The 24,077-nt window shown below is 61.0% G+C and carries 28 protein-coding genes; 20 read left to right on the top strand and 8 right to left on the bottom strand.

Translation table 11 applies throughout. The features are described 5' to 3' along the window. The 12 genes from ACIQWS_RS10945 to phnN all read left to right on the top strand — a co-directional run bounded on the left by ACIQWS_RS10945 (position 1) and on the right by phnN (position 11,241). Positions 1 to 1,107, top strand: coding sequence for a carbon-phosphorus lyase complex subunit PhnI (locus ACIQWS_RS10945; RefSeq protein ID WP_403176429.1), 1,107 nt, complete (start codon positions 1 to 3; stop codon positions 1,105 to 1,107). Beyond that, positions 1,104 to 1,985 carry an alpha-D-ribose 1-methylphosphonate 5-phosphate C-P-lyase PhnJ gene (locus tag ACIQWS_RS10940; RefSeq protein WP_105732345.1) on the top strand — a complete coding sequence of 294 codons (882 nt, stop codon included), beginning with the start codon at positions 1,104 to 1,106 and terminating at the stop codon, positions 1,983 to 1,985. The genes ACIQWS_RS10945 and ACIQWS_RS10940 overlap by 4 nt, the downstream gene beginning before the upstream one ends. A 2-nt stretch (positions 1,986 to 1,987) precedes the next feature. Then, on the top strand, positions 1,988 to 2,764 hold the full coding sequence (phnK, locus tag ACIQWS_RS10935) for a phosphonate C-P lyase system protein PhnK (RefSeq protein ID WP_091877674.1): 777 nt from the start codon (positions 1,988 to 1,990) through the stop codon (positions 2,762 to 2,764). A 4-nt stretch (positions 2,765 to 2,768) separates the two neighbouring features. Next, positions 2,769 to 3,476: a phosphonate C-P lyase system protein PhnL gene (phnL, locus tag ACIQWS_RS10930; RefSeq protein ID WP_403176423.1), complete on the top strand. Its 708-nt coding sequence runs from the start codon at positions 2,769 to 2,771 to the stop codon at positions 3,474 to 3,476. Next, entirely contained in the window at positions 3,473 to 4,087 is a 615-nt protein-coding gene (locus ACIQWS_RS10925; RefSeq protein ID WP_403176418.1) for a DapH/DapD/GlmU-related protein, read from the top strand. Before phnL ends, ACIQWS_RS10925 begins: the two co-directional genes overlap by 4 nt. Before the next feature lie 98 nt (positions 4,088 to 4,185). Continuing rightward, positions 4,186 to 5,019, top strand: a complete 834-nt coding sequence (phnC, locus tag ACIQWS_RS10920; protein WP_223612877.1) for a phosphonate ABC transporter ATP-binding protein — start codon at positions 4,186 to 4,188, stop codon at positions 5,017 to 5,019. A 116-nt stretch (positions 5,020 to 5,135) separates the two neighbouring features. Continuing rightward, positions 5,136 to 6,047 carry a phosphonate ABC transporter substrate-binding protein gene (phnD, locus tag ACIQWS_RS10915; RefSeq protein WP_223613473.1) on the top strand — a complete coding sequence of 304 codons (912 nt, stop codon included), beginning with the start codon at positions 5,136 to 5,138 and terminating at the stop codon, positions 6,045 to 6,047. 77 nt (positions 6,048 to 6,124) lie between these two features. After that, positions 6,125 to 7,084 carry a phosphonate ABC transporter, permease protein PhnE gene (gene phnE / locus ACIQWS_RS10910; RefSeq protein WP_403176409.1) on the top strand — a complete coding sequence of 320 codons (960 nt, stop codon included), beginning with the start codon at positions 6,125 to 6,127 and terminating at the stop codon, positions 7,082 to 7,084. A gap of 9 nt (positions 7,085 to 7,093) precedes the next feature. Next, a complete protein-coding gene (phnE, locus tag ACIQWS_RS10905) occupies positions 7,094 to 8,428 on the top strand; it encodes a phosphonate ABC transporter, permease protein PhnE (RefSeq protein ID WP_403176404.1) in 1,335 nt (444 codons plus the stop codon). Positions 8,429 to 8,765: 337 nt separating this feature from the next. Continuing rightward, entirely contained in the window at positions 8,766 to 9,473 is a 708-nt protein-coding gene (locus ACIQWS_RS10900) for a DUF1045 domain-containing protein (RefSeq protein WP_346305458.1), read from the top strand. 2 nt (positions 9,474 to 9,475) lie between these two features. Beyond that, positions 9,476 to 10,615: an alpha-D-ribose 1-methylphosphonate 5-triphosphate diphosphatase gene (locus ACIQWS_RS10895; RefSeq protein ID WP_403176401.1), complete on the top strand. Its 1,140-nt coding sequence runs from the start codon at positions 9,476 to 9,478 to the stop codon at positions 10,613 to 10,615. Next, positions 10,612 to 11,241, top strand: coding sequence for a phosphonate metabolism protein/1,5-bisphosphokinase (PRPP-forming) PhnN (phnN, locus tag ACIQWS_RS10890; protein WP_223613474.1), 630 nt, complete (start codon positions 10,612 to 10,614; stop codon positions 11,239 to 11,241). The genes ACIQWS_RS10895 and phnN overlap by 4 nt, the downstream gene beginning before the upstream one ends. Positions 11,242 to 11,307: 66 nt before the next feature. Here the strand turns inward: phnN and ACIQWS_RS10885 are convergent, their stop codons facing one another. Beyond that, positions 11,308 to 12,375, bottom strand: a complete 1,068-nt coding sequence (locus tag ACIQWS_RS10885) for a porin (RefSeq protein WP_403176397.1) — start codon at positions 12,373 to 12,375, stop codon at positions 11,308 to 11,310. 309 nt (positions 12,376 to 12,684) lie between these two features. Between ACIQWS_RS10885 and dusA the strand changes: the two genes are divergently transcribed. Next, a complete protein-coding gene (gene dusA, locus ACIQWS_RS10880; RefSeq protein WP_403176394.1) occupies positions 12,685 to 13,695 on the top strand; it encodes a tRNA dihydrouridine(20/20a) synthase DusA in 1,011 nt (336 codons plus the stop codon). A 5-nt stretch (positions 13,696 to 13,700) separates the two neighbouring features. Here the strand turns inward: dusA and ACIQWS_RS10875 are convergent, their stop codons facing one another. From ACIQWS_RS10875 to ACIQWS_RS10865, 3 genes are read right to left on the bottom strand one after another with little or no spacing between them, the layout of a single operon-like run. Then, complete coding sequence (locus ACIQWS_RS10875; protein WP_403176389.1) at positions 13,701 to 14,405, bottom strand: TIGR02281 family clan AA aspartic protease; 705 nt, start codon at positions 14,403 to 14,405, stop codon at positions 13,701 to 13,703. Next, the gene (locus tag ACIQWS_RS10870) at positions 14,405 to 14,638 is read right to left on the bottom strand and encodes a DUF1289 domain-containing protein (protein ID WP_403176376.1); all 234 of its coding nucleotides are present in this window, start codon (positions 14,636 to 14,638) and stop codon (positions 14,405 to 14,407) included. Before ACIQWS_RS10870 ends, ACIQWS_RS10875 begins: the two co-directional genes overlap by 1 nt. A gap of 18 nt (positions 14,639 to 14,656) precedes the next feature. Beyond that, positions 14,657 to 15,430, bottom strand: a complete 774-nt coding sequence (locus tag ACIQWS_RS10865; RefSeq protein ID WP_403176372.1) for an adenosylcobinamide-GDP ribazoletransferase — start codon at positions 15,428 to 15,430, stop codon at positions 14,657 to 14,659. A gap of 133 nt (positions 15,431 to 15,563) precedes the next feature. Here ACIQWS_RS10865 and cobT point away from each other — a divergent pair, with 133 nt between their 5' ends. Beyond that, positions 15,564 to 16,583 (top strand): nicotinate-nucleotide--dimethylbenzimidazole phosphoribosyltransferase, encoded by a 1,020-nt coding sequence (gene cobT, locus ACIQWS_RS10860; RefSeq protein ID WP_403177711.1) that lies wholly within the window; start codon positions 15,564 to 15,566, stop codon positions 16,581 to 16,583. A gap of 27 nt (positions 16,584 to 16,610) precedes the next feature. Here the strand turns inward: cobT and ACIQWS_RS10855 are convergent, their stop codons facing one another. Beyond that, entirely contained in the window at positions 16,611 to 17,045 is a 435-nt protein-coding gene (locus tag ACIQWS_RS10855) for a MarR family winged helix-turn-helix transcriptional regulator (protein WP_403176368.1), read from the bottom strand. A gap of 99 nt (positions 17,046 to 17,144) precedes the next feature. Here ACIQWS_RS10855 and ACIQWS_RS10850 point away from each other — a divergent pair, with 99 nt between their 5' ends. Continuing rightward, a complete protein-coding gene (locus ACIQWS_RS10850; protein ID WP_346305449.1) occupies positions 17,145 to 17,498 on the top strand; it encodes a hypothetical protein in 354 nt (117 codons plus the stop codon). Between the two features lie 55 nt (positions 17,499 to 17,553). Here the strand turns inward: ACIQWS_RS10850 and ACIQWS_RS10845 are convergent, their stop codons facing one another. Next, positions 17,554 to 18,000 carry a DoxX family protein gene (locus ACIQWS_RS10845; protein WP_403176360.1) on the bottom strand — a complete coding sequence of 149 codons (447 nt, stop codon included), beginning with the start codon at positions 17,998 to 18,000 and terminating at the stop codon, positions 17,554 to 17,556. A gap of 90 nt (positions 18,001 to 18,090) precedes the next feature. Next, positions 18,091 to 19,614: an ATP-binding protein gene (locus ACIQWS_RS10840; protein WP_346305447.1), complete on the bottom strand. Its 1,524-nt coding sequence runs from the start codon at positions 19,612 to 19,614 to the stop codon at positions 18,091 to 18,093. A gap of 134 nt (positions 19,615 to 19,748) precedes the next feature. Between ACIQWS_RS10840 and ACIQWS_RS10835 the strand changes: the two genes are divergently transcribed. The 4 genes from ACIQWS_RS10835 to ACIQWS_RS10820 all read left to right on the top strand — a co-directional run bounded on the left by ACIQWS_RS10835 (position 19,749) and on the right by ACIQWS_RS10820 (position 22,228). Then, positions 19,749 to 20,399, top strand: a complete 651-nt coding sequence (locus tag ACIQWS_RS10835; RefSeq protein ID WP_346305446.1) for a thermonuclease family protein — start codon at positions 19,749 to 19,751, stop codon at positions 20,397 to 20,399. Next, the gene (locus ACIQWS_RS10830; protein ID WP_403176351.1) at positions 20,396 to 21,007 is read left to right on the top strand and encodes a glutathione S-transferase family protein; all 612 of its coding nucleotides are present in this window, start codon (positions 20,396 to 20,398) and stop codon (positions 21,005 to 21,007) included. Before ACIQWS_RS10835 ends, ACIQWS_RS10830 begins: the two co-directional genes overlap by 4 nt. A 10-nt stretch (positions 21,008 to 21,017) precedes the next feature. After that, positions 21,018 to 21,638 carry a uracil-DNA glycosylase family protein gene (locus tag ACIQWS_RS10825; RefSeq protein WP_403176348.1) on the top strand — a complete coding sequence of 207 codons (621 nt, stop codon included), beginning with the start codon at positions 21,018 to 21,020 and terminating at the stop codon, positions 21,636 to 21,638. 110 nt (positions 21,639 to 21,748) lie between these two features. Then, on the top strand, positions 21,749 to 22,228 hold the full coding sequence (locus ACIQWS_RS10820; RefSeq protein WP_105732368.1) for an Lrp/AsnC family transcriptional regulator: 480 nt from the start codon (positions 21,749 to 21,751) through the stop codon (positions 22,226 to 22,228). Positions 22,229 to 22,259: 31 nt separating this feature from the next. Here ACIQWS_RS10820 and ACIQWS_RS10815 read toward each other — a convergent pair whose 3' ends face one another. Continuing rightward, on the bottom strand, positions 22,260 to 22,889 hold the full coding sequence (locus ACIQWS_RS10815) for a TetR/AcrR family transcriptional regulator (protein ID WP_403176343.1): 630 nt from the start codon (positions 22,887 to 22,889) through the stop codon (positions 22,260 to 22,262). 132 nt (positions 22,890 to 23,021) lie between these two features. Between ACIQWS_RS10815 and gap the strand changes: the two genes are divergently transcribed. Continuing rightward, positions 23,022 to 24,029, top strand: a complete 1,008-nt coding sequence (gene gap / locus ACIQWS_RS10810) for a type I glyceraldehyde-3-phosphate dehydrogenase (protein WP_403176338.1) — start codon at positions 23,022 to 23,024, stop codon at positions 24,027 to 24,029. Positions 24,030 to 24,077 lie beyond the last annotated feature (48 nt).

Here is a 24,077-nt window from a genome sequence, read left to right as displayed (position 1 = left end):
ATGTATGTTGCAGTCAAGGGCGGTGAAGCCGCCATCCGCAATGCGCACAAGCTTCTGGCCGACCGGCGCCGCGGTGACCGGGATGTGGCTCCGATCCAGCTCGATCAGATTGTCGAGCAGATGTCGCTGGCCGTCGACCGGGTCATGGCCGAAGGCTCGCTCTACGATCCCGAACTCGCGGCGCTCGCCATCAAGCAGGCGCGCGGCGATCTGATCGAGGCGATTTTTCTCGTGCGTGCCTACCGGACCACATTGCCCCGTTTCGGCTATACCAAGGCGCTGGAAACGGCGCAGATGCAGATCGAACGGCGCATTTCCGCCACGTTCAAGGATCTTCCCGGCGGGCAGCTTTTGGGCCCGACATTCGATTACACGCACCGTCTGCTCGACCCAGAGCTTGCCGTGGATGCACCGGTTGAAGCGCCAGACCAGCGCGACGAGCCGGAGGTTTTCACACCCAGGGTCACCGACATCCTCGGCCATGACGGCATGATCGAGGAAGATGGCGACCTGCCGGAAGGCGCAGTCGCGGGGGATTTGACCCGCGAACCGCTGACCTTTCCGCTGGAACGCGATCTGCGCCTGCAGGCGCTTGCACGCGGCGATGAAGGTTTTCTCCTCGGGCTCGCCTATTCGACCCAGCGCGGTTATGCCCGCAGCCATCCCTTTGTCGGTGAAATCCGTATCGGGGAGGTCGAGGTTGAACTCGAGGTGGCGGAGCTGGATTTCCCGCTGACGCTCGGCACCATCCGGGTCACCGAATGCCAGATGGTCAACCAGTTCAAGGGATCGGCAAAGCAGCCGCCACAGTTCACGCGCGGCTATGGCCTGGTGTTCGGCCAGAGCGAGCGCAAGGCCATGTCGATGTCGCTGTGCGACCGTGCCCTGCGGGCAAGGGAGCTGGGCGAAGACATCACCGCCACCGCACAGGACGAGGAATTCGTCATTTCCCACAGTGACAACGTGCAGTCGACGGGCTTCGTCGAGCACCTGAAATTGCCGCACTATGTGGATTTCCAGGCCGAACTCGATCTCATCCGGCGCATGCGCGCTGAACATGAGCGCAACCGGTTGGCAGGCGTCGAAACCAAAGAGGCAGCAGAATGACCGATCTAGCGACCTATAATTTCGCCTATCTGGATGAACAGACCAAGCGGATGATCCGCCGCGCCATCCTGAAAGCCATTGCCATTCCGGGATATCAGGTGCCGTTCGCCTCACGCGAAATGCCGATGCCCTATGGCTGGGGCACCGGCGGCGTGCAGGTGACTGCCGCCGTTCTTGGACCCGATGATACGTTGAAGGTGATCGACCAGGGCGCCGATGACACGACCAACGCCGTGTCGATCCGGGCTTTCTTCCAGAAAGTCGCCAATGTCCGCGTGACCACGAAAACAGCTGAAGCCACGATCATCCAGACGCGCCACCGCATTCCCGAAGCACAGCTGCAGGCGGGGCAAATCCTCGTGTATCAGGTGCCGATCCCCGAGCCGTTGCGGTTCCTGGAGCCGCGCGAGACCGAAACCCGCAAGATGCATGCGCTGGAAGAATACGGCCTGATGCACGTCAAGCTCTATGAGGACATTGCCCGCCACGGCCATATCGCCACCACCTATGCCTATCCGGTGAAGGTCGAGGGGCGTTATGTGATGGATCCGTCGCCGACGCCGAAGTTCGACAACCCGAAGATGCATATGTCCCCGGCATTGCAGCTTTTCGGGGCAGGGCGCGAAAAGCGCATCTATGCGGTTCCGCCCCATACGGAAGTCGTCAGTCTCGATTTCGAGGATCATCCTTTTGAAATTCAGACATTTTCCCAGCCATGCGCCCTGTGCGGGGCGAAGGGCAGCTATCTGGACGAGGTCATTCTCGACGACAAGGGTGGCAGCATGTTCGTCTGTTCGGATACGGATTTTTGTGAAGACCGGCAGGCCAAGGGGCACCGCGGTGCGCTGGCGGCGGATACGGCGGAGGCAGCAGAATGAATATGAGCGATACACCTCTCTTGAAGGTCAAGGACCTCTCCAAATTCTACGGCAGCCGCATCGGCTGCCAGAATGTCTCGTTCGAGCTGTGGCCGGGTGAAGTACTGGCGATTGTCGGTGAATCCGGCTCGGGCAAGACGACATTGCTCAACTGTCTGGCAACGCGTCTTGCCCCGTCGGCAGGCTCGGTGGAATACCGCATGCGCGACGGCCAGTTCCGCGATCTCTACCGGCTGAGCGAAGCGGAACGCCGCTTCCTCATGCGCACCGACTGGGGTTTCGTGCATCAGAATCCGGCCGATGGCTTGCGCATGACTGTTTCCGCCGGTGCCAATGTCGGCGAGCGGCTGATGGCCATCGGCGACCGGCATTATGGCAATATCCGCGCGACGGCTACCGACTGGCTGGGCCGGGTGGAAATCGCCTCCGACCGCATCGACGACCAGCCGCGCGCCTTCTCGGGCGGCATGCGCCAGCGTCTGCAGATCGCCCGCAATCTCGTCACCAATCCCCGGCTTGTGTTCATGGATGAGCCGACCGGCGGTCTCGATGTGTCGGTACAAGCCCGTCTGCTCGATCTGTTGCGCGGGCTGGTGAGCGATCTCGGGCTTGCGGCCATCGTCGTCACCCACGATCTTGCCGTCGCTCGGCTGCTGTCGCACCGGATGATGGTGATGAAGGATGGCCACATCGTTGAAACCGGTCTGACCGACCGGGTGCTTGACGATCCGCAGGCGCCTTATACCCAGCTTCTCGTTTCCTCCATCCTGCAGGTCTAGCATCATGCCAACACCTCTCGTTGTTTCCGATGTCGCCAAGAGCTTCACCATGCATCTGCGCGACGGCATCCGCCTGCCCGTGGTGGCGAATGTCTCGTTTTCCATCAAGGCGGGTGAATGCGCCGTGCTTGGCGGTCCGTCCGGGGCGGGCAAGAGCTCGATCCTCAAAATGGTCTATGGCAATTACGCCGTCGACCAGGGCCAGATCATCGTGCCCTATGGCGACCGGCTGGTCGATCTTGCCAGTGCCGATCCGCGCACGGTTCTGGGCGTGCGCCGCGACATGATCGGCTATGTCAGCCAGTTCCTGCGCACCGTGCCGCGCGTGTCGGCGCTCGATGTCGTTGCCGAACCGCTGGTGGCACGCGGCATCGACCGCACCGACGCCCGTGACAAGGCTGCGGCTCTGCTTGCCGGGCTCAATCTGCCCGAACGGCTCTGGTCGCTGCCGCCCGCCACCTTCTCCGGCGGTGAACAGCAGCGCGTCAATATTGCGCGCGGTTTCATCACCGATCACCCGATCCTGCTTCTGGATGAGCCCACAGCTTCGCTCGATGCCAAAAACCGCGAAGTGGTCGTTGCGATGATCCGCAGCAAAAAGGAAGCGGGTATCGCCATGCTCGGGATATTCCACGACGAGGATGTGCGCGAGGCCGTGGCCGATCGCATCATCGACGTGACCGCATTTGCCGTGCAGAGCGAGGCAGCATGACCCGGCTTTCCCCAACACCGCTCATTCACGCGACCGCGCACGTCGAGGACAGCGAACTCGGCCGCTACACGGAGATTTCCGAGCGCTGCCGCATCAGCGAAACCAAACTCGACGATTATTCCTACATCATGCAGGACAGTGCGGTCTGGTGCGCCACGATCGGCAAGTTCGCCAACATCGCGGCGAGCGTGCGCATCAACGCGACCAACCATCCGACCTGGCGGGCAACGCTGCATCACTTCACCTATCGCGCCGGCGATTACTGGGACGATGCGGGTCCGGAGGAGTCGTTTTTCGAATGGCGCCGGACCAATCAGGTGCGTATCGGCCACGATGTCTGGATCGGCCATGGCGCGACGGTTCTGCCCGGCGTTACCGTCGGTGATGGCGCCGTGATCGGGGCAGGGGCAGTGGTCTCACGCGATGTTGATCCCTATACGATTGTCGGCGGTGTTCCCGCCCGCAAAATCCGCGACCGTTTCGACAAAAAGACGGCGGAACGCCTGCAAACACTGGCGTGGTGGGACTGGGACCATGCCCGCCTGCGTGGTGCGCTGGATGATTTTCGCGCCCTCGATATCGAGGCATTTCTCGAAAAACATTCAGGCTGACTTCTGCTATCCCCAGTTGTCACGTAAGTGCAATAAAAGTGCCATCGCACCTTCACACTAGGGCTTTAGGACAGGGCAATACCAACAAGGATTGGCCTATGCTGAAGATTGAAAACGTGACGCGTCGCTTTGGCAGCAATATTGCCATCGACAATGTCAATGTTGAAATCCCGCAGGGGCAGATGGTCGGAGTCATCGGTCGCTCGGGTGCCGGCAAGTCGACGCTGCTGCGCATGATCAACCGCCTGATCGACCCGTCCGAAGGGTCGATCATCTTTGACGGCAAGGATGTGGCCAAGCTCAACGGCTCGGCGCTGCGAACCTGGCAACGCGATTGCGCGATGATCTTTCAGCAGTTCAACCTTGTTCCCCGCCTCGATGTCCTGACCAATGTCCTCCTTGGACGCCTGAACCACCGATCCACCATCAAAAGCCTTCTCGGCATATTCTCACGCGAAGAACGTGCCATGGCAATCGCCGCCCTTGAGCGGCTCGATATTGCCAAAACCGCCCTGCAGCGGGCCGGAACGCTCTCCGGCGGACAGCAGCAGCGGGTCGCCATCGCCCGGGCGCTGATGCAGAACCCCAAAGTCATTCTCGCCGACGAACCCATCGCCTCCCTCGATCCGCGCAATGCGCAGGTGGTGATGGAATCCTTGCGTGACATCAATGAGAAAGAGGGCCTCACCGTCATCACCAACCTGCATACGCTCGATACGGCGCGGCATTTCTGCGAGCGCATCATCGGCATGCAGGGCGGCAAGGTGGTCTTCGACGGAACGCCGGATGATCTGACCGAGGCTGCCGCCCGCCGTATCTATGGTGCTGATGGCCTGAAGGATGCTTTCTCGGAAGCCATCACATCGACAAGCATTGCGCGTCATGCGCCGACACCAATCCCCGAATTGGAGGCCATTTTGGCCGCGCGGTAGAGTGTTTTCCGGCAGATATGGCTGGAAAATGCAGTGCAGACTGATCGGCTTGCCCACGTAACGGGCTCAAGTCCACATAAAAAACTCTGGAAGCTTTGACAGGAGAGATAGTCATGTTGCTTAAGAAAGCCCTTATGGGTGCGATTGCAATCAGCGCCGTGTTTGCAGGCTCGATGGCTCGTGCCGAGAACCTTGAGACCTTTCGCGTCGGTATCATCGGCGGCGAAAACGAAGCAGACCGTCTGCGCAACTACCAGTGCATCGTCGACAAGCTGCCAAAGGTTCTCGGCGTCAAGGATGTCAAACTGTTCCCGGCGACGGATTATGATGGCGTCATCCAGGGCCTGCTCGGCGGCACCCTCGACTATGCGGAACTGGGCGCTTCTGGCTTTGCCAAGATCTACCTGACCAATCCGAAGGCTGTCGAGCCGATCCTGACCACCGTCCAGACGGATGGTGCGACCGGTTACTATTCGATCATGGTTGCCCGCAAGGACAGCGGCATCAAGACGCTGGCCGACATGAAGGGCAAGAAGCTCGGCTTTGCCGATCCAGACTCCACATCCGGTTACCTGATCCCTGTGACCTCGCTGCCGAAGGACATCAAGACCTCGGTCAAGGAATACTTCTCTGAAACCGGTTTCGGCGGCGGCCATGAAAACCTCGTTCTCGCCGTCAAGGACGGCAAGTTCGATGCGGGCACGACATTCGGCTCCGGCGTCGGCAAGTTCGACGAAGGCTACACCTCCGGCAATCTGCGCAAGATGGTCGACAAGGGCCTGATCGACATGAAGGATTTCGTTGAACTCTGGAAGTCGCCGCTGATCCCGAACGGCCCGATCGTTATCCGCACCTCGCTGGATGCCGACCTGAAGAACAAGTTCAAGGCCTTCATGCTCGATCTGCCGAAGAGCGATCCTGCCTGCTTCGCAGCCACCATGGGCGGCGATTTCAAGAGCTATACTGAGGTCAACACCCAGTTCTATCAGCCCATCATCGACGCCCGCAAAGCGCAGATCGGCGGATAAGCCAGACACACATCATCACGGCCAGTTCTGCGGATCTGGCCGTGATTTTGTTTGCGGCACCTTGAAGGATGTTTGCAATGAGCAGAACCGCTTCCCCTGAGTTGTCGTCCGACGGCATCCAGATCGAACGGCACTGGCAGGAGCTTGCCGGACGCCGCCGTGCCTATAGCTGGATCATCGCCATAGGGCTGCTGGTCACCATTGCCGGGTCCCTGTGGTTTGCCAATGAATCCAATGCGGGCAAGTTCTTCGACCGTTTGCCGCATCTCTTCGATTTTGCCGGTGATCTGGTTCCGCGCGACGGATGGGAAGTCTGGCGCGCCATGTTCGATCTGCCGTCGCCCTATTTCGACGGAAGCCTGAAATATGACTATCCGGAAGGGCGGGTCTATCTCTTCGGCGGGTTCTACATGCCCGAATATTTCTACAAGATGCTGGAAACGCTCAATATCGCGATCCTGGCGACACTCGCCGGTTTCATTTTCGGCTTCATGATCTGCTTTCTCGCGGCCAAGAATCTCGTGAAAAACCGGTTCATCCGGTTTGCCGCGCGCCGCTATATGGAAATCCTGCGCGCCTTTCCGGAAATCGTCATTGCCGGCTTCTTCGCTGCCATCCTGTCGCTCGGGCCGATTCCGGCCATGTTCGCCGTCGGCATTCACACGATCGGCGCTCTCGGCAAATTGTTCTTCGAAGTGGTGGAGAATGCCGATATGAAGGCGGATGAGGGGCTTCGCGCCGTCGGTGCCAACTGGTTCGAGCGCGTCGGTTTCGGTATCGTGCCGCAGGTCATGCCGAATTTCATGTCCTATGCGCTGCTGCGGCTTGAGATCAACGTGCGCGCCTCGACCATCATCGGCGCGGTTGGCGGCGGCGGTATCGGCGAGGAGCTGCGCCTGTCGATCGGACGCGGGCATCAGGCCAAGACGCTGGCGATCATCCTGCTCCTGTTCGTGACGATCATTGCCGTGGATCAGTTTTCCGCATGGCTGCGCCGCCGCCTCGTGGGCGAGCAGGCCTTCACTGCCGGTGGTTAGGATAATATCATGAGCGCTATCACAGCCGGCACCATTGCCGATTTCGAAACCCGGTATCCCGCCGTTTTCAATCCGCCGTTCTGGCGCCGTTTCATGCCTGTGCTGATTGCAGCGGGCATCGTGGCCTATGTCTTTTATTGCTGGTGGTTCTTTTCCATCGGCACCGTGCTTGCCGGCGGCCAATGGCAGCGTGCCGAACTCTATGCCCGCGATTGGGTGTCCTATGCCATCAAGACCACGGTTCGGCCGGGGCCGACGGACACGACCGTCAGCTATCCCCGGTTTTCTGAGCTCGGCGACAATCCGAACCCGAGCTGGGTGGTGAAGGACGGCAACAATGTCGCCATCCTCTTCGGTTCGGACAAGAAGCTCGACATCAACGATCAGCGCGTGATCGTCACGCGGGGCGGCGAGACCCTGACGGTGCTGCTGGCGGCAGACGGCGCCAAGCCGCAGGGGCCGCTGCCGGGCTGGGCAACCCTGAAGGAAGACCAGGTGACGGTGAGTTTCGGCTTTGCCGGGCAGGCCGACATCATTCCGCAGCGGGTCGTGGTGAGCCGCCGGTTCCTCGGCTGGGCGAATTTCGTCTTCGATACGAGTTCGCCGTTCTGGGGTAAGTCCTTTGGCGAGGTGGCCTCGCTGATCGTCAGCGGCGAGCGCATCAAGCCTGAGATGTCGAATGCATCGCTTGCCTTCGACAATATCTGGTTCAACTCCTCATGGCAGCACGGCGATGTCTGGACAAAACTGCTGCAGACCATCGTCATGGCCTTCATGGGCACGCTGATGGCGTCGCTGCTGTCGTTTCCGCTGGCCTTCATTGCCGCGCGCAACATCACGCCGAATGTCTTTGCCAACCAGATCACCAAGCGCTTCTTCGACTTCCTGCGCTCGGTTGATATGCTGATCTGGGCGCTGTTCTTCACCCGCGCCTTTGGCCCGGGACCGCTCGCCGGTATTTCGGCGATCTTCTTCACCGACACCGGCACGCTGGGCAAGGTCTATTCGGAAACGCTTGAAAACATCGACGACAAGCAGCGCGAGGGCGTTAAATCCGTCGGCGCGTCGCCGGCCAATGTGCAGCGCTACGGTGTCCTGCCGCAGGTGCTGCCGGTTTTCGCCAGCCAGGCGCTGTATTTCTGGGAATCCAACACCCGCTCGGCCACCATCATCGGTGCCATGGGGGCGGGCGGCATCGGCCTGAAATTGTGGGAAGCGATGCGCACCAACACCAACTGGCACAATGTCGCCTATATGGTCGTCCTCATCCTCGTTGTGATATTCATTTTCGACGGCATATCCAACGCCCTGCGCTCGCGTTTGACCGGAAAGAGCCAACATTAGAGCAAATTTTGTTTATGCGGAGCCAATTCTGTTTCTCGGATGGCGAGACAACCCACGCGGAAGGCAGCGAGGCCGATGTTTACCCATCGGACGAAGCTGCCTGACAAAGTGGGTGGCCGCCAGCCGGAAACCCGAAGGGCCGGGTGAATTTGGCCCAATTCCATCGGGTTTCGGCTTCGCCCGATGGACAGACATCGGTCTCGCCAAACCCCTCGATCTTGAACCAAATTCCCTCCGACAGAATGGCTCCGAATAAATAAAACTTGCTCTAAATCTCGACGTTCAAAGGCTTGTCATATTTGAAGCGTAACGCGAGACTGTTCCAGAGGAATCATCCATGCGCTATGCAATCTATTTCACGCCGCCATCGGCCGACCCGCTATTGAAAGTGGCGGCAAACTGGCTCGGCCGCAACGCCTTCACCGGCCAGCCGGTGCGGCCGCCGCAGATCCGCGATCTGGCGCATGAGGATTTTGCCCAGCTGACCGAGTCGGCGCGCCGCTACGGTTTCCACGCGACGCTGAAGGCGCCGTTCCATCTGGCTGACGGGATTGAGGAGCGCGAGCTTCTCTCGGCCCTCATGCATTTTGCCTCCTCCATCGAACCCGTGGAAATTCCCAAGCTGACGATCGCCAATCTTGACGGGTTTTTCGCCCTCGTGCCGGAGGAACCGGTGGACAGGCTGAACCAGCTGGCCAATGACGTGACCGTGGCCTTCGACCGTTTCCGCGCGCCGCCGAGCGAAGCGGAGATCAAGCGGCGGAACCCGGAAAAACTGTCGCCGGCCCAGCGCCGCAATCTGGAACAATGGGGCTATCCCTATGTTTTCGAGGATTTCCGCTTCCATATGACCCTGACGGGACCGGTTCCCGAGCGTGACCGGCCCAAAATCGAACGTATTTTGAGTGAATTCCTGGAACCAGTCCTCGAAGAGCCAGTCGAAATCAACAATCTCGCTTTGTTTACGGAAGCCGAGCCGGGCTTCCCCTTTGAAATTCACTCGCTGCATCCGCTGGCCGGAACCAACCGTAGAAAGACTGCCTGATCATGTCCGCCGAATTGATCCTGAACAACGCGCAAATCGTTCTCGAAGATGACGTCATCAAGGGGTCCGTCCTGATCCGTGACGGCAAGATTGCCGATATTTCAACCGGGACGGCATCGGGCGGCGAGGATTTTGGCGGCGACTATCTCATTCCGGGGCTTGTCGAACTGCACACGGACCATCTGGAAGGCCACTATGCGCCGCGTCCGCGTGTGCGTTGGAACCCGATTGCAGCCGTGCTTGCGCATGATGCACAGATTGCCTCATCCGGTATCACCACGGTGCTCGATGCACTGCGCATCGGCCTTGACCGCGATGCGGACATGTCCGCCGGGGAAATCCGCAAGCTGGCCGACGCGATTGAAGACAGCGTGCAGCAGGATCGCCTGCGCGCGGATCACTATTTCCATCTGCGCTGCGAAGTGTCGGTCGCCGACTGCCTCGACGGGTTCCATTATTTCGACAATGACAGCCGCGTGCGCCTGGCCTCGCTGATGGATCATGCGCCGGGCCAGCGTCAGTTCGTCGACCTGGAAACCTATGCCTATTACTACCAGCGCAAGCTGAAGCTGTCCGACCTCGAATTCAACGTGTTCTGCGAGCAGCGCATGGAGGAATCGGCCCGCCATTCCGCACCGCACCGGAAAGCCATTTCCGATCTGTGCCGCGAGCGCGGCATCGTGCTGGCCAGCCATGACGACGCAACGACAGCCCATGTGGATGAAGCGGTGGAGCAGGGCATCCACGTGGCGGAATTCCCGACGACGCTGGAAGCGGCGGCGGCCTCGAAACAGGCCGGTCTTGCCGTGCTGATGGGCGCGCCGAACGTCGTTCGCGGCGGTTCGCATTCCGGCAATGTTTCGGCGCGTGAGCTGGTCGAACATGGTCATCTCGACATCCTGTCCTCCGACTACATTCCGTTCAGCCTGATCCAGTCGACATTCTTCCTGAGTGACGTGGTCGAGGGGATCACCCTGCCGGATGCGGTGCGGCTGGTGACCAAGAACCCGGCCGAGGCGGTCGGTTTCGACGACCGCGGCGTCATCGAAGTCGGCAAGCGCGCCGATCTGGTGCGGGTCCGGGTCGACGAGCACATTCCGGTCGTCCGCACGGTGTGGCGCGAAGGCCGCCGGGTGGTCTGATGGCAGCGGCAACGATCGAACGCGCGCTCAATCCGGCATCGGCGCCGTTGCGCAACGGTGTGTTTGTCGCCGTTGTCGGCCCGAGCGGGGCGGGCAAGGACACGATCATGGATTTTGCCCGCGACGCATTGCGCGGCCAGCCGGATTTCCATTTCGTGCGCCGGGTGGTGACACGGCCATCGACGGTCGATGCGGAAGACCATGACAGCCTGGGTGAGGAAGAGTTTCTGGCCGCGCAGCGGGCAGGGGCGTTCTGCCATTGCTGGGAAGCCCACGGTTTGCGCTACGGCTTGCCGGTCTCGGTGGACCAGCAGGTGGAACAGGGCGCGGTGGCCATTGCCAATGTGTCGCGCGGTGTCCTGCCTGCCTTGCGCCAGTCCTATGCCAATTTCATCGTCGTGCACATCACTGCTTCGCCCGAGGTCCTGGCGCAGCGTCTGGCCGCGCGCGGCCGCGAGGATGCCGAGGAAATCAAACGCCGCCTGATGCGGGCTGCGCCAAACCCGTGCGATCCCTCCGATGCCGTGATGATCGACAATTCCGGCGAGGTTGCCGTCGCAGGCCGTGCTTTTGTCGCTGTTCTCAGGAAATCCTCGGCCTTTGCCGCCGTTTCCGAGCAAATCTGAACGAGCCTTATCCGAATATGCAAGAACCGGGGGCAAGCCCCCGGTTTTGTTTACTCTTCGATCGCCTTAGAAATTGCGCTGGAAGCGGATCGTGCCGCCGAAAGCATCATCGTTGCCGCCATTGGCAAGCGAGGTGTCCTTACGGTCGCCGTCAAACTTGGTGTAGTTCACTTCCGGCGTGATGGTGAAGCCGGGGACAAGTTCGTAAGCAACGTTCAAAGCCGCAGCCACGGTGCCTTCCGATTCATAGCCGACGAGACCGTTGATGGTTGCCTTGTCGGAAACCTTGGCGGCCAGTCCGCCCCATGCCGCCCACTCGCCATGCCATGGCGCGAGGAAATTGCGGTTGACGCGGGTGGTGTCGTAGCCGGACTGATAGCCGCCCATGACGAAGGCCGAGAACGTATCGGTGAACTTCAGGTCGAAGCGCAACTTTCCGGCGAATTCTTCGACGTTGGAGTCATAACCGCCGATTGCACTGACGCCGCCCCAACCCTGCTCGAACTTCACACCGCCCATCATGTGCGGCAGGTAGCTGTCGATGACATAGCCGGAATAGCCGTCATTGGTCGAACCCTGTTCGGCGGCAATGATGGCCGAGAAGCCATTGCCCGCGGCGTAGGTATAGCTGACCTGATTGCTTGCCCAGCTGTTGTAGTTGATCACATCGTCATTGATGATGTTGCCGGCATAATTGGTCCATGAGCCGAAGATTTCGTCGGCAACACCGATGCGGAAGCCGCCGAGCTCAATGAAGGCCTGCGGAATGGTGCCGCCGCTGTTCACGCCATTGGTGTATTCGAAACGGGTCTGGATGTAGGAACGCAACGTGCCGAGTTCGGTTTCCGAGCGGGCATCGAAGCGGATTTCCGTGCGCAGATGCTTGTTCCAGGTGCCGAATTCGCCGCCGCTGTAGACATTGTCACCCGCGCCGACATCGTAGCGCACATACCCGCCGATCTTCAGGCAGGTTTCAGTACCGGGGATATAGAAGAAGCCCTTGCCATAAGCATCGCAGACGCGAACATACTCAACCGGTTCCGGCTGCGCCACCACGATAGCATCCGCTGCGCGGGCGCCAGTAACGGCAACCAACGCCGCCGCCGAGCCAAGAAGAATAGCTTTGATGTTCATCGGGAGCCTCCATGCAAATCGATGAATCTGTTTTAGGCCGGTTTTTATGACGGTGTAAAACTGAAAAATGCCGAACCGGCGGTTCGATAGACTTTGTTGCGGTTTTATCACGCTACTGAATGTACCCTATCAGGCCGGGCCATTGTGGCGCAAAAGCCATGCTCCGGTGGACAAAACGGCCGCCGCGCATTATGAGGAGCGGCGCAATCTGTGGCGAAGGCCGGGAGAATTCGGCCGTTTGACCGTCACATTGCCGATCACGCATTGTGCAAACGCGCCAACACCAAACGAAAGCATCCGGACGTGGCAATGACGGCTGAACAGAACAATGGCTACACGCACAACCGCTTTGCGGTTGCGCCGATGATCGATTGGACTGATCGCCATTGCCGGACGCTGCACCGCCAGTTCACGCGCCATGCCTTGCTCTACACGGAAATGATCGTGGCGGATGCGGCTATCCACGGCAACCGCGAACGGCTCCTGGGTTTTTCCAGTGCTGAGCACCCCGTTGCCTTGCAGCTCGGCGGCTCCGATCCGGCCAAGCTCGCCGAAGCCGCGCGAGTGGGGGAAACCTTCGGTTACCGCGAGATCAACCTGAATGTCGGCTGCCCGTCGGACCGCGTGCAGTCCGGCACGTTCGGTGCCTGCCTGATGAAAACGCCCGGTCTGGTGGCCGACTGCGTCGTTGCGATGAAGCAGTCAGTGTCCATCCCCGTCACGGTCAAATGCCGGATCGGCGTCGATGATCAGGATATCGAACCGGCGCTTGACGATCTCGCTGGCGGCGTGTTCGCGGCCGGGGCCGATGCCCTGTGGGTGCATGCGCGCAAAGCCTGGCTCAAGGGGCTGTCACCGAAGGAAAACCGCGATATTCCGCCCTTGGACTACGACCGTGTCTACCGGCTCAAGCGGCAAAACCCGAGTCAATTCATCGGGATCAATGGCGGTATTCAGACGCTCGATGAAGCGCTTCAGCATTTGAATCATGTGGATGGTGTCATGCTCGGCCGCGCCGCCTACAACAATCCCATGTTGCTCGCCGATGTGGACAGGGCGATCTATGGCGATGCCCGTCCGGCCGCATCGGTCGATGCGATCATCGACCATATGTGCGTCTATGCGGATGAGCACGTGCGGCAGGGCGGGCGCGTCTCGCATATAGCCCGCCACATGGTCGGCATGTTCCACGGTGCAGCCGGTGCGCGGCGCTGGCGCCAGATCCTGTCGACTGAAGCCAACAGGCCGGATGCGGACAGCAGTGTCATCCGCCGTGCGTATGAAGCCGTGCAGGCCGGATCGGCCGACCAGGCCGCCTGAACCGTCTAATCCGACAGGATCAGGCGATCGCCGCGCACGGAAAAACCGCTGAGGGTGTTGAGGAAATTCATGCCGAGCAGGCTGCCGTCCATGCGGCCCTCCTGCGCGACCATGGCACGGATATTGCGCCGGAGGATGGCACCGATCCTGATTTCGTCCAGCATCACGATCGCGGCAGTGGCTGCGCCGTTCGCCGTCATGATCGGCGTCCTGTAGGCGAGCTTGTCCGGATTGAGGCCCGCCCGCCGCGCATCGTCATAGGAGAGCACGATGGAGGATGCGCCGGTATCGACCATGAAGCCGATCGAGGCATTGTTGACCGAGCCCTTGACCTCGAAATGACCGTTTTCCGCCTTGGCCAGCGTCACTGTCACGCCGCCATCGCCATCCCTTGCGGAAATCGGGCTGCCGGGAACGAGCCCCGCCGTGACGCGGTGGCCGATGTCCTGCAGTTCATAGCGATACTGGTAACCGGCAACCAGGGCCATCAGAATAACCAGCCACATGGCCATGTTGCGCAGGAAGTGGCTGAGCGGGATGCCGGAGCCGAGCAGGCCTGCCGCAATCACGATGCCCCAGATGCTCATATAGGCAAGGCGGGCGAACTGGTCATTGGCCAGACCCAGCGTCGTGCCATTGCCATTGTTGGCGATGAGGAGCAGGGTTGTTCCGGCGATGAGGGCGATGATGATCCAGAACAGGCGGGACATCAAATGCCACCCTCCTTCTCGCGGGCCATGCGGGTGCGCCGGGTTTCGCGGCGCGGGCGGCGTTCGATGACGTCGAGACGGGCGGCAAGGCCAGCCATGATCGTCCGGCGATTGTCCGGCGTCATCGTCAGCCACGCACCGATTTCCTCGCGCGTGCGCCCGCAGCCGAAGCAATAGCCGGTCTTCATATCGATGGCGCAGACGAGGATGCAGGGTGACTCGATGGTGCTCATATCCCAGATTTGGTACAGTTAGACCGCAATCACAAGCCCGAGCAAAAGCGAAATCGTTGCCAGTTGCTGCATGGCGCCCAAAGTATCGCCGGTCTGCCCGCCTATTTTGTCGCGGCAGAGGGCTGCAAAGCCATAAAACACCAATCCCGCCAGACAGGCGGGTACGATCACGGCAAAAGGTCCCCCGGCTGCGCCAAAGCCGATCACGAGGATGACCGCGCCGATGATCAGGCTGAAATTGGCGGCGTCTTCCGTCGGCGTACCCGCGCTGTCGGCAACGCCGCCGGAGCGGGCGGAGGGGAGCATCTGCCAGAATTTGACCAGGATGGCCCGGCTTGCCGCCTCCGTCGCCACGAGAACGGCGATAGAGGCAATGGGGCTGAGATCGCTGAGAATGTCCATGTAGAAGGCAATGCGCAGCAGCACGGAGAGGATCAGCGCCAGCGTTCCGTAGGAGCCGATGGCCGAATCCTTCATGATCTCAAGCCGCCGCGCGCTGGTTTTTCCGCCGTAGAAGCCGTCGGCAGCGTCGGCAAGGCCGTCCTCGTGCAGGGCGCCGGTGACAATGATCGAGGTGGTGACCAGCAGCAGCGCGGTCACGAATTCCGGCAGGTCGAGGGTGTGTCCGACAAGGATGACCACCGCGGCGGGCACGGCGATCAGGATACCTGCGAGCGGAAAGCCGCGCACCGTGTCGTGCAGCGAGCCCTGATAATCCTCGAACCATTGCGGCGATACCGGCCAGCGCGACAGAAAGGCCAGCGCGCGCATCGTTTCCTTCAGCAGTTCCATGACCTGTTCCCGTTCAGCAAAGCCGGCGGCCGGGGCGCGACATTCAATGCCGCCCGATGGCCTTTGCGTTTTGTCTGCCAAAGCTTATAGGACGTGCATCGATAATTTGCCATGAAGACTTGGTTCAAGGAACATCATGACCACTGGCCTGCCATTTGACGATTTCCGCACTCTCATCGAAACTCTGCCCGGACCGGACGAGGCCGCTGTCGCCGCCGTGCGCAAGCGCGATTCGACCCTGACCAAGCCGCCGGGCGCGCTCGGCCGCATGGAAGAGATCGTCGAGTGGCTGGCCGCCTGGACAGGCCGCTCGCGTCCGCAGGTGACGCGGCCGCTGGTCGCGGTTTTCGCCGGTAATCACGGCGTCACCGCCAAGGGCGTTTCGCCCTATCCGTCATCGGTGACGGCGCAGATGGTGGAAAATTTCGCGGCGGGCGGCGCGGCGATCAACCAGATCTGCATCGCCAATGATCTCGGCCTGAAAATCTTCGATCTGGCGCTGGAATATCCCACCGCCGATATCACCGAAGAAGCGGCCATGGACGAAAAGACCTGCGCCGCCACTATGGCTTTCGGCATGGAATCCATCGCGGGTGGCACGGACCTTCTGTGCATCGGCGAAATGGGTATCGGCAACACCACCATTGCGGCGGCGATTTTCCACGCCCTCTATGGCGGAACGGCGGAGGAATGGGTCGGACCCGGCACGGGCGCGACCAGTGACGGCATGAAGCGCAAGGCCGATGCGGTGCGCACGGCGGTGGCGCTGCATGGCTCGCACCTGAAGGATCCGTTGGAAGTATTGCGCCGTCTGGGCGGGCGCGAGATCGCGGCGATGGCGGGCGCCATCCTGGCGACCCGCGTTGAACGCATTCCCGTCATCATCGACGGCTATGTCGCCACCTCGGCCGCCGCGATCCTGCATGCGGCCAACCCGGAAGCCATCGATCATTGCCTGTTCGGCCATGTCTCGGCAGAACCCGGCCACCGCAAGGTTCTGGAAAAGCTGGGCAAGAAGCCATTGCTTGACCTTGGCATGCGGCTGGGCGAGGGCACCGGCGCGGCGCTCGCCGCCGGTATCGTCAAGGCGGCAGCGCTCTGCCACAGCGGCATGGCGACATTCGACCAGGCAGGCGTCAGCAACCGGGACTGAGATTTTTGCGCAGCAGCCCTCGGCCAATCATCCGGGGGCTGGATTGGCGTTGCCGGCCAGCCGCTCCAGCAAATCCCGCACCATGTCCAGCTCCGCTTCCGTAAAGCCGGAGCGCAATCGCGCGTCGTAGGCCATGGCGACACGCCGCAGGCGATGAAACATTGCGCGCCCGCCATCGGTCAGCTCGATCCGGTGGATACGCCGGTTGTCCGGTTCCCTTTTGCGCAGCAAAAGACCTGCATCCTCCATGCCATTCAAGTGATGCGTCAGGGTCGGGCCCTGGATGCCGACCTCATCGGCCAGTTCCGATTGCATCCGGTGGCCGCCGCGCATCAGCGCCAGCAGGATAAGCCAGACCGATACGGAGCCGCCTTCGGCGGCCAGAGCATCATCGAAGGCACGGCTGACAGTTTTGGCCGTGCGTGCGAGCAGCAATCCGATGGGTGGGTGTACGGGTTCCATCATATTCCTTTGACATCGAATAGTTAGATATCTATGTATTATTCGATCGTATCGATCAACATACCAATTCGCGTCAATACGCCAACAGGGAGGTTCATCATGCCAGTCTTTCTGATGATTTTGCTCGCCATTCACGTCCTGTCATCAATCTTTTGGGCGGGATCGACGTTTACGCTTGCCCGTACGGGCGGTGCGGGAAGCCAGCAGTTCTTCCGGCCGCAAATGGGGGCGGCGACCGTGGCCTTTTTGAGCGGTGCCACGCTGATGGGGCTTTACCACGGCAGCTGGCTGTCAGGCTCCGAGACGGTTCTCGGGATCGGCATCCTCACCGCCATCGCCGCAGCGGGGGTGCAGGGTGCGTTGCGGAAAAAACCGGAGATATCCCACCGCATCGCAGCCGGTCTGCTGGCGGTCACCGCCGTCTGCATGGTGATCGCCCGCTTTGCTGCCTGAGCGGGCAGAGTGATACCGCCGGCACGCGGGGCGCATGCCGGCGGTGCACTGCTGGCTAGAATTCCTTGCCGATTTTTGCGTCGACCGAATGATTGCTGGCGCCGCGGATGACAAAGAAGAACAGGATCGCCGCCCACAGGATGGATTTTTCCGAACCTGCCCAGCCCTGACCCTGCGCGATCCAGTGGAAATAGATTGTCACGGCCAGCACGATGGTGGTGGCAAAGGCCGCAGGGCGCGTCAGGAAGCCGAGCGCCAGCAGGATGCCGCCGAAAAACTCCGTTGCCGCCAGCAGCGGCGACCAGAACACGCCGGGATAAAAGCTCAGACCCTCGACCATTTCGACGGCGCCGAACGGATTGGCGATCTTGCCCGAGCCGTGCACGACAAGTGCACCGCCGGCAATGACGCGCAGCAGCGTTTCCGAAAATTGTGCGAGGCCGGTGTAGATGCCGCCAAGGGCCGGAATGATCAGAGGACGGTTGTTTCCATTTGCGTTCATGAAGCTTCCCCATATGAACCTGTTGCAATGGGCCAGCAATGGCGGGGTGCCGCATAACGCGCAAATGACAATAAATTGAACCTGAGTATTCTAGGCAACTTTTTTGGCGGCGGCGGATTTCGTGGCGGAATCCATGTTTTGCAGGACCCGCGCCCGCGGGAAAACCGCAAGCGCTTCCGTGCCTTCGCGCAATTTGGAGAAGAGGTGGAACTCGCCGTCATGCATGTGCACGAGGGCCTGCACGATGGGCAGGCCAAGGCCTGTGCCCTGTTCGGCGTTCTTGATGGCGATGGAGCCCTGACCGAAGGCGGACAGGACCACCGGGATTTCCTCGGGCGGGATGCCCGGGCCATTGTCGCGCACCGAGACATACTGCCCGCCGCCCGCCGTCCAGCCGACCTTGATGTCGATGCGGCCGTTCTGCGGGGTGAATTTCACCGCATTGGCCAAAAGGTTGAGGACGATCTGCCGTATGGAGCGCTCGTCGGCCTGCATCGGCCACATGCCGGTTTCGAACTGGGGCAGCAGCCGTATCCCCTTGTTGCGGGCCTTCAGATCCATCATGTGGATGCATTCTTCGGCGATGTCGGTCAAGAGCAGCGGCTCTTCGTTGATGGAGTAGCGCCCGGCTTCGATCCGGCTCAGATCGAGGATCTCGTTGATGAGGTTGAGCAGGTGGACGCCGGAGGTATGGATATCCCCGGCATATTCGCGATAGGTGGCGTTCTGTATCGGCCCGAGCACTTCCTTGGCCATGACTTCGGAAAAGCCGAGGATGGCGTTGAGCGGCGTGCGCAGTTCGTGGCTCATGGAGGCGAGAAAACGGGATTTGGCCAGATTGGCTTCCTCGGCGCGGCGGCGGCCTTCGTCGGACATGGCGTTGGCCGTTTCCAGCTCGGCGATCAGGGCATCCTTCTCCGCCTGCAGGGCAAGGGAGACGGATACCGAGCGGTTGAGACGTGTCGCCACGAGATAGAAGAAGGCCAGCCCCGCAAACAGCATGACGACCATCGTCGCCTGTATCGGGCTCTGCAGATGGCTGGTGGCGAGGATCGTGTAGGTGATGACCGGCACGGTGAATGCCGCGAGGATGGCCGCGCGCAGGGCCGAACAGATGATGGCGGTAATCGCCATGGCCAGGATCAGGACAACCGCCTGAATGACCGGAAACAGGCTGATGCCGCAGGTGGCGCAGCTCAGAAAGGAAAAATACGCCCATCCCATGCTGGTGAGAAAATGGCCGCCGAGATAGATGATCTGCCAGTTCTTGACCTGTTCGTTGGTGATGCCGATTTTTTCCAGGCGGCGGGCGAGAAGGCCGAGCACCATATAGAGGCCGATCGTGATGCCGGCCCAGACGACCATGTCTCGGCCAAATCCGGCGAGGACGCCGGCCACGGCGATCAGGGCGATGAACAGCGGCAGCATTGCCGCGTTGACGATCAGCGCGCGGGTGTGCATGAACAGTAGTTCGCGTTCGAAGTGCCTGATGCCGGCATGTTCCATCAGACGGTCGCGGGCGCGGCGAACCACAACGGACAAATCCTTGTTGCGCGGCAGTTTTCGCCGGTCAACAATGTTTTTGTCTGCACTGATTGCGTCGAGTAATGCCATGCGCCCCGTTCCAGATCGCCGTTTTGTCTGCACTCCGGCAGCATTGCATCGCAAGCCTATTCATAAATGATTAAAAGACTTTCAAATCTGGCCAATCGGTGGGGAGAATCAACCGGCATGGATGGTACGTCGCAATGAACGGGCGGTTTGGCCGTTATCGCCGGCGCTGGCGGCGTCCTGCGGCGGCGCCGCGTTCGCTCGCCAGGAAACTGGCCGACTATCTGCTGATGCTGGTGTTCTTCGCTCTGGTTGCGCTGCTGGCGGCGCGGTTGTCGGTGCCGCGCGAGGTGCGGGAGATAACGGGCAAGGCCTATGTCATCGATGGCGATACGGTGGTCGTGACGGGGCAGCATGTCCGCCTCAAGGGGATCGATGCGCCGGAACTCGCCCAGCGTTGCGGCGAAGGGCAGGGCGGCTATGCCTGCGGGCAAGAGGCGCGGCAGGCGCTGGTCAGGCTGATCGGTGGCCGGCCCATCCGCTGCGAGACAAGCGGGCGGGACAAGTACAAGCGCGATCTCGGCACCTGTTTTGCGGGCGATGCTGATCTCAACCGCGCCATGGTCGAGACCGGGCAGGCCGTCGCCTATGGCGACTACCGCGACGCGGAAATGCAGGCGCGGACGGAACGAAAGGGTCTGTGGAAAAGTTCTTTCGACAGGCCGCAGGATTGGCGGAAAATGCACCAGCAGGACATCGAAGCACCGCCCGAGGCGCGGAACCGGCTGGCCGATATCGTCAATGGCGTCTATGACTGGGTGCGTGAGAAATTGGGAGAGATCTGGTGAAGCTATATGATGGAGGACGGGCGCCGAACCCGCGGCGCGTGCGCATATTTTTGGCGGAGAAGGGTGTCGAAGTGCCGCTCGTGCCCGTCGACATGGGCGCGATGGGGCATCGCTCGGCCGAAGTGACCGCGCTCAATCCCATGCAGCGCCTGCCCGTGCTTGAACTCAATGACGGCACTGTTATCACCGAGTCCGTGGCGATCTCCCGCTATTTCGAGGAAATCTATCCCGAACCTGCCCTGTTCGGCCGGGGTGCGGTCGGCAAGGCGCTGGTTGAAATGTGGCAGCGGCGGGTGGAACTGCACCTGTTTGCCAGCGTCGCTGCCGCCTTCCGTCATATCCACCCGGCGATGATCGAATGGGAGGTGCCGCAAATTCCCGCATGGGGCGAGGCAAACAAGCCAAAGGCCGTGGCATTCCTCGATATTCTCGACGCGCAGCTTGCAACCAACGCCTTCATTGCGGGCGACGACTATTCCATCGCCGATATTACCGGGCTTGTGGCCATCGACTTCTTCAAGCCTGCCCGGATCGAGATGCCCGGCCATGTCACGCATGTGAAGCGCTGGTACGATGCCGTTTCAAGCCGGCCGAGTGCCAAGGCATGAGGCGCTGACCATGCCAGCCCGGGCGCTTGACGTCCTGGCCGCGCAGATCAAGGCATGCCGCCTGTGCCGGGATGCGCCGCATTATCTGCCGCCTTTGCCGCATGAGCCCAATCCGGTCTGCGTGCTGTCGCAGACCGCGCGCATCGTCATCTGCGGGCAGGCGCCCGGCATCCGCGTTCACAACAGTGGCCTGCCGTTCAACGATCCTTCGGGCGATAGGTTGCGCGACTGGCTCGGGGTTGATCGCACCGCTTTTTACGATCCGGACAAATTTGCCATCGTGCCGATGGGGTTCTGTTTTCCCGGCTATGATGCGCATGGCGGCGATCTGCCGCCGCGCAAGGAGTGCCGTCACATCTGGCACGATCAGGTTTTCGCCGCCATGCGCCAAGTCGAGCTTATCCTGACAATCGGCCAGTATGCGCAGGCCTACCATCTGGGAAAGCGCCGCCGTGCCAGCATGACCGATACGGTCTTTCACTGGCAGGATTATTTCGATGCGGCGTCCGGACCCTCGATTCTGCCCCTGCCGCACCCGTCATGGCGCAACAGCGGCTGGCTGCGCCGAAATCCATGGTTCGAGCAGAACGTTCTCCCTGTGCTCCGGCAGAAGGTCAGGATTCTAATTTGACCGGTTTACGGATGAAATTTTTTTCAGATTTATAAAGTTTAGAATATTTTTCTTGTACGGTGGGGGAATTACGGACCATAAAGTATCCCATTCCAAAGGGACAAGAGATCATGGACAGACTCGACCGAAAAATTCTTCGCCTCCTGCAGGAGGATGCAACGCTTGCGGTGGCTGATGTCGCCAAGAAGGTAGGGTTGTCGACGACGCCGTGCTGGCGCCGTATCCAGAAACTGGAAGAGGATGGCGTGATCCAGCGCCGCGTTGCCATCCTTGATCCTGTCCGTGTCAATACGCGTGTCACGGTGTTCGTGTCGATCCGCACCGGGGCGCACAACAATGAATGGCTGAAGCGTTTTTCCGAAGTGGTGCAGGAATTTCCCGAAGTGGTCGAGTTCTACCGCATGAGCGGCGATGTCGACTATCTCTTGCGGGTCGTCGTGCCTGATATTGCCGCCTATGATGCCGTGTACAAGCGCCTGATCGCCAAGATCGACATTCGCGACGTGTCCTCGGCCTTCGCCATGGAGCAGATCAAGTACACGACGGAACTGCCGCTCGATTACATGAGCATCGAAAAGGAATCCGCCTGATCGCCCCAGGCGCATAGACCCGCCATGGCGTCTATGACGCTGTGGTCGCGCCTGCGGCCTTGAGGATCAGCGCAATGCTGTTGCGCGCGATGCGCTCAAGGTCGGCCCGGGCCGTCCCGGCGCGGGCGCGCTGCGCAAGGCTGTGCTGCAGGGCGGCAAGCATGTCGGCGACCGCATCGATGTCGGTCGCGGGCGGCAGTTGGGCGTCATCGCGCGCCGCCGCGATCCGCTCGCGGAAGCGCGCGTCCGTGCGTCCGAGAGCGGCAAACAGTTCGGCGCCGATCAATGGGTCGGCTGTCGCCTCGCCGGTGATGACGCTGAGCACGGGGCAGCCGAGCGGGCGGTCGTCCCCTTCCGAATAGATGGCAACAATCATCAAAAAATAGTCATTGAGCGCCTTTGCCAGCGAGGGTTCGCCGAAGAGGGCGCGGTTCCAGCGCTCGGCACTGTCCTCGGCGTAATGGGCGACGGCCTGCAGGTAGATCGCGCGCTTGTTGCCAAAGGCGGCATAAAGGCTTGGCCGCGCCATTTTCGTCGCCTCCGACAGGTGGTCGAGCGATGTGGCGGTGTAGCCGCGACGCCGGAATTCGAGGAGTGCGGCACCGAGCGCAGCCTTGGCATCGTATTGGCGCGGACGGCCGCGGGCGGATTGCTCTTTCATTTTTGTACCGTATCGCAATAAATTCGTTGCAAAAATTTTTATGCGAAGTAGTCTAAAATTCAGCGGCACGGAAAGCAATCCCTCTCGAAGAAGAGACGCGCCATTTCTCCGCCTGGACAAAAAGGACAATCGATGACTGACAAAATCCGTATCGGCATCAACGGGTTCGGCCGCATTGGCCGGACGGTTCTACGGGCCGCGATGGCGCGCAACGACGTCGAGATCGTGGCGATCAACGATCTGCTGCCAACCGATCATCTCGCTTATCTCCTCAAATATGACAGCGTGCATGGCGGTTTCCGGGGCAGCATAAGTGCCGCAGACGGCGCGCTCGATATCAATGACCGCAGGGTCAGGGCCTTCAGCGAACGGGAGCCAGGCGCAATCGGCTGGGGCGAGGCGGGTGTCGATGTGGTTATCGAGGCGACCGGCCGGTTTCTGACGCAGGCTGCGGCGGAAGGACATCTTTCCGCCGGCGCCGGCAAGGTCCTGCTCTCGGCGCCGCCGGAGGACGACACGCCGGTCTTCGTCATGGGCGTCAACGCGACCGGCTATGCCGGTCAAAGCATTGTCTCGAACGCCTCGTGCACGACCAATTGCGTGGCACCGCTCGCCAAGGCGGTGAACGACGCTTTCGGCCTCGAAGAAGCACTGATGCTGACGGTGCACGCCACGACGTCGAGCCAGAACACGGTCGACGGCGTGGCACGCAAGGACTGGCGTTTCGGGCGCGGTATCCTCGAGAACATCATCCCGGCGACGACCGGCGCGGCGCGCATGGTCGGCAAGGTGGTGCCCGAATTGAACGGACGGATCAACGGCATGGCGGTGCGCGTGCCGGTCTCTGATGTATCGATGATCGATCTCACATGCCGCCTCAGGGAAAACGTGTCCTATAAGGACATCTGCGCGATGATCCGCACGCAGGCGGTGAACGCGATGGCCGGTATTCTCGCCTATTGCGATGAACCCGTCGTCTCGACCGACATGCGCGGCAATCCGCATTCATCGATCTTCGACGCGCTCGCCGGCATGCAGATCGAGGGCGGGTTGACCAAGCTTGTCGCCTGGTACGACAACGAATGGGGCTATGCCTGCCGTTGCCTTGATCTGGCGGCGCACATTTCGCGCGCCCGGTAGCGTTGCTGGGAAACCAGCCTGATCGTCTCAGGCCGGTTCCCCGGCGGG

The organism is Phyllobacterium sp. NPDC097923 (assembly GCF_044760925.1).
Classification (GTDB): domain Bacteria; phylum Pseudomonadota; class Alphaproteobacteria; order Rhizobiales; family Rhizobiaceae; genus Phyllobacterium; species Phyllobacterium calauticae.
This window is presented reverse-complemented; position numbering and strand designations above follow the sequence as displayed.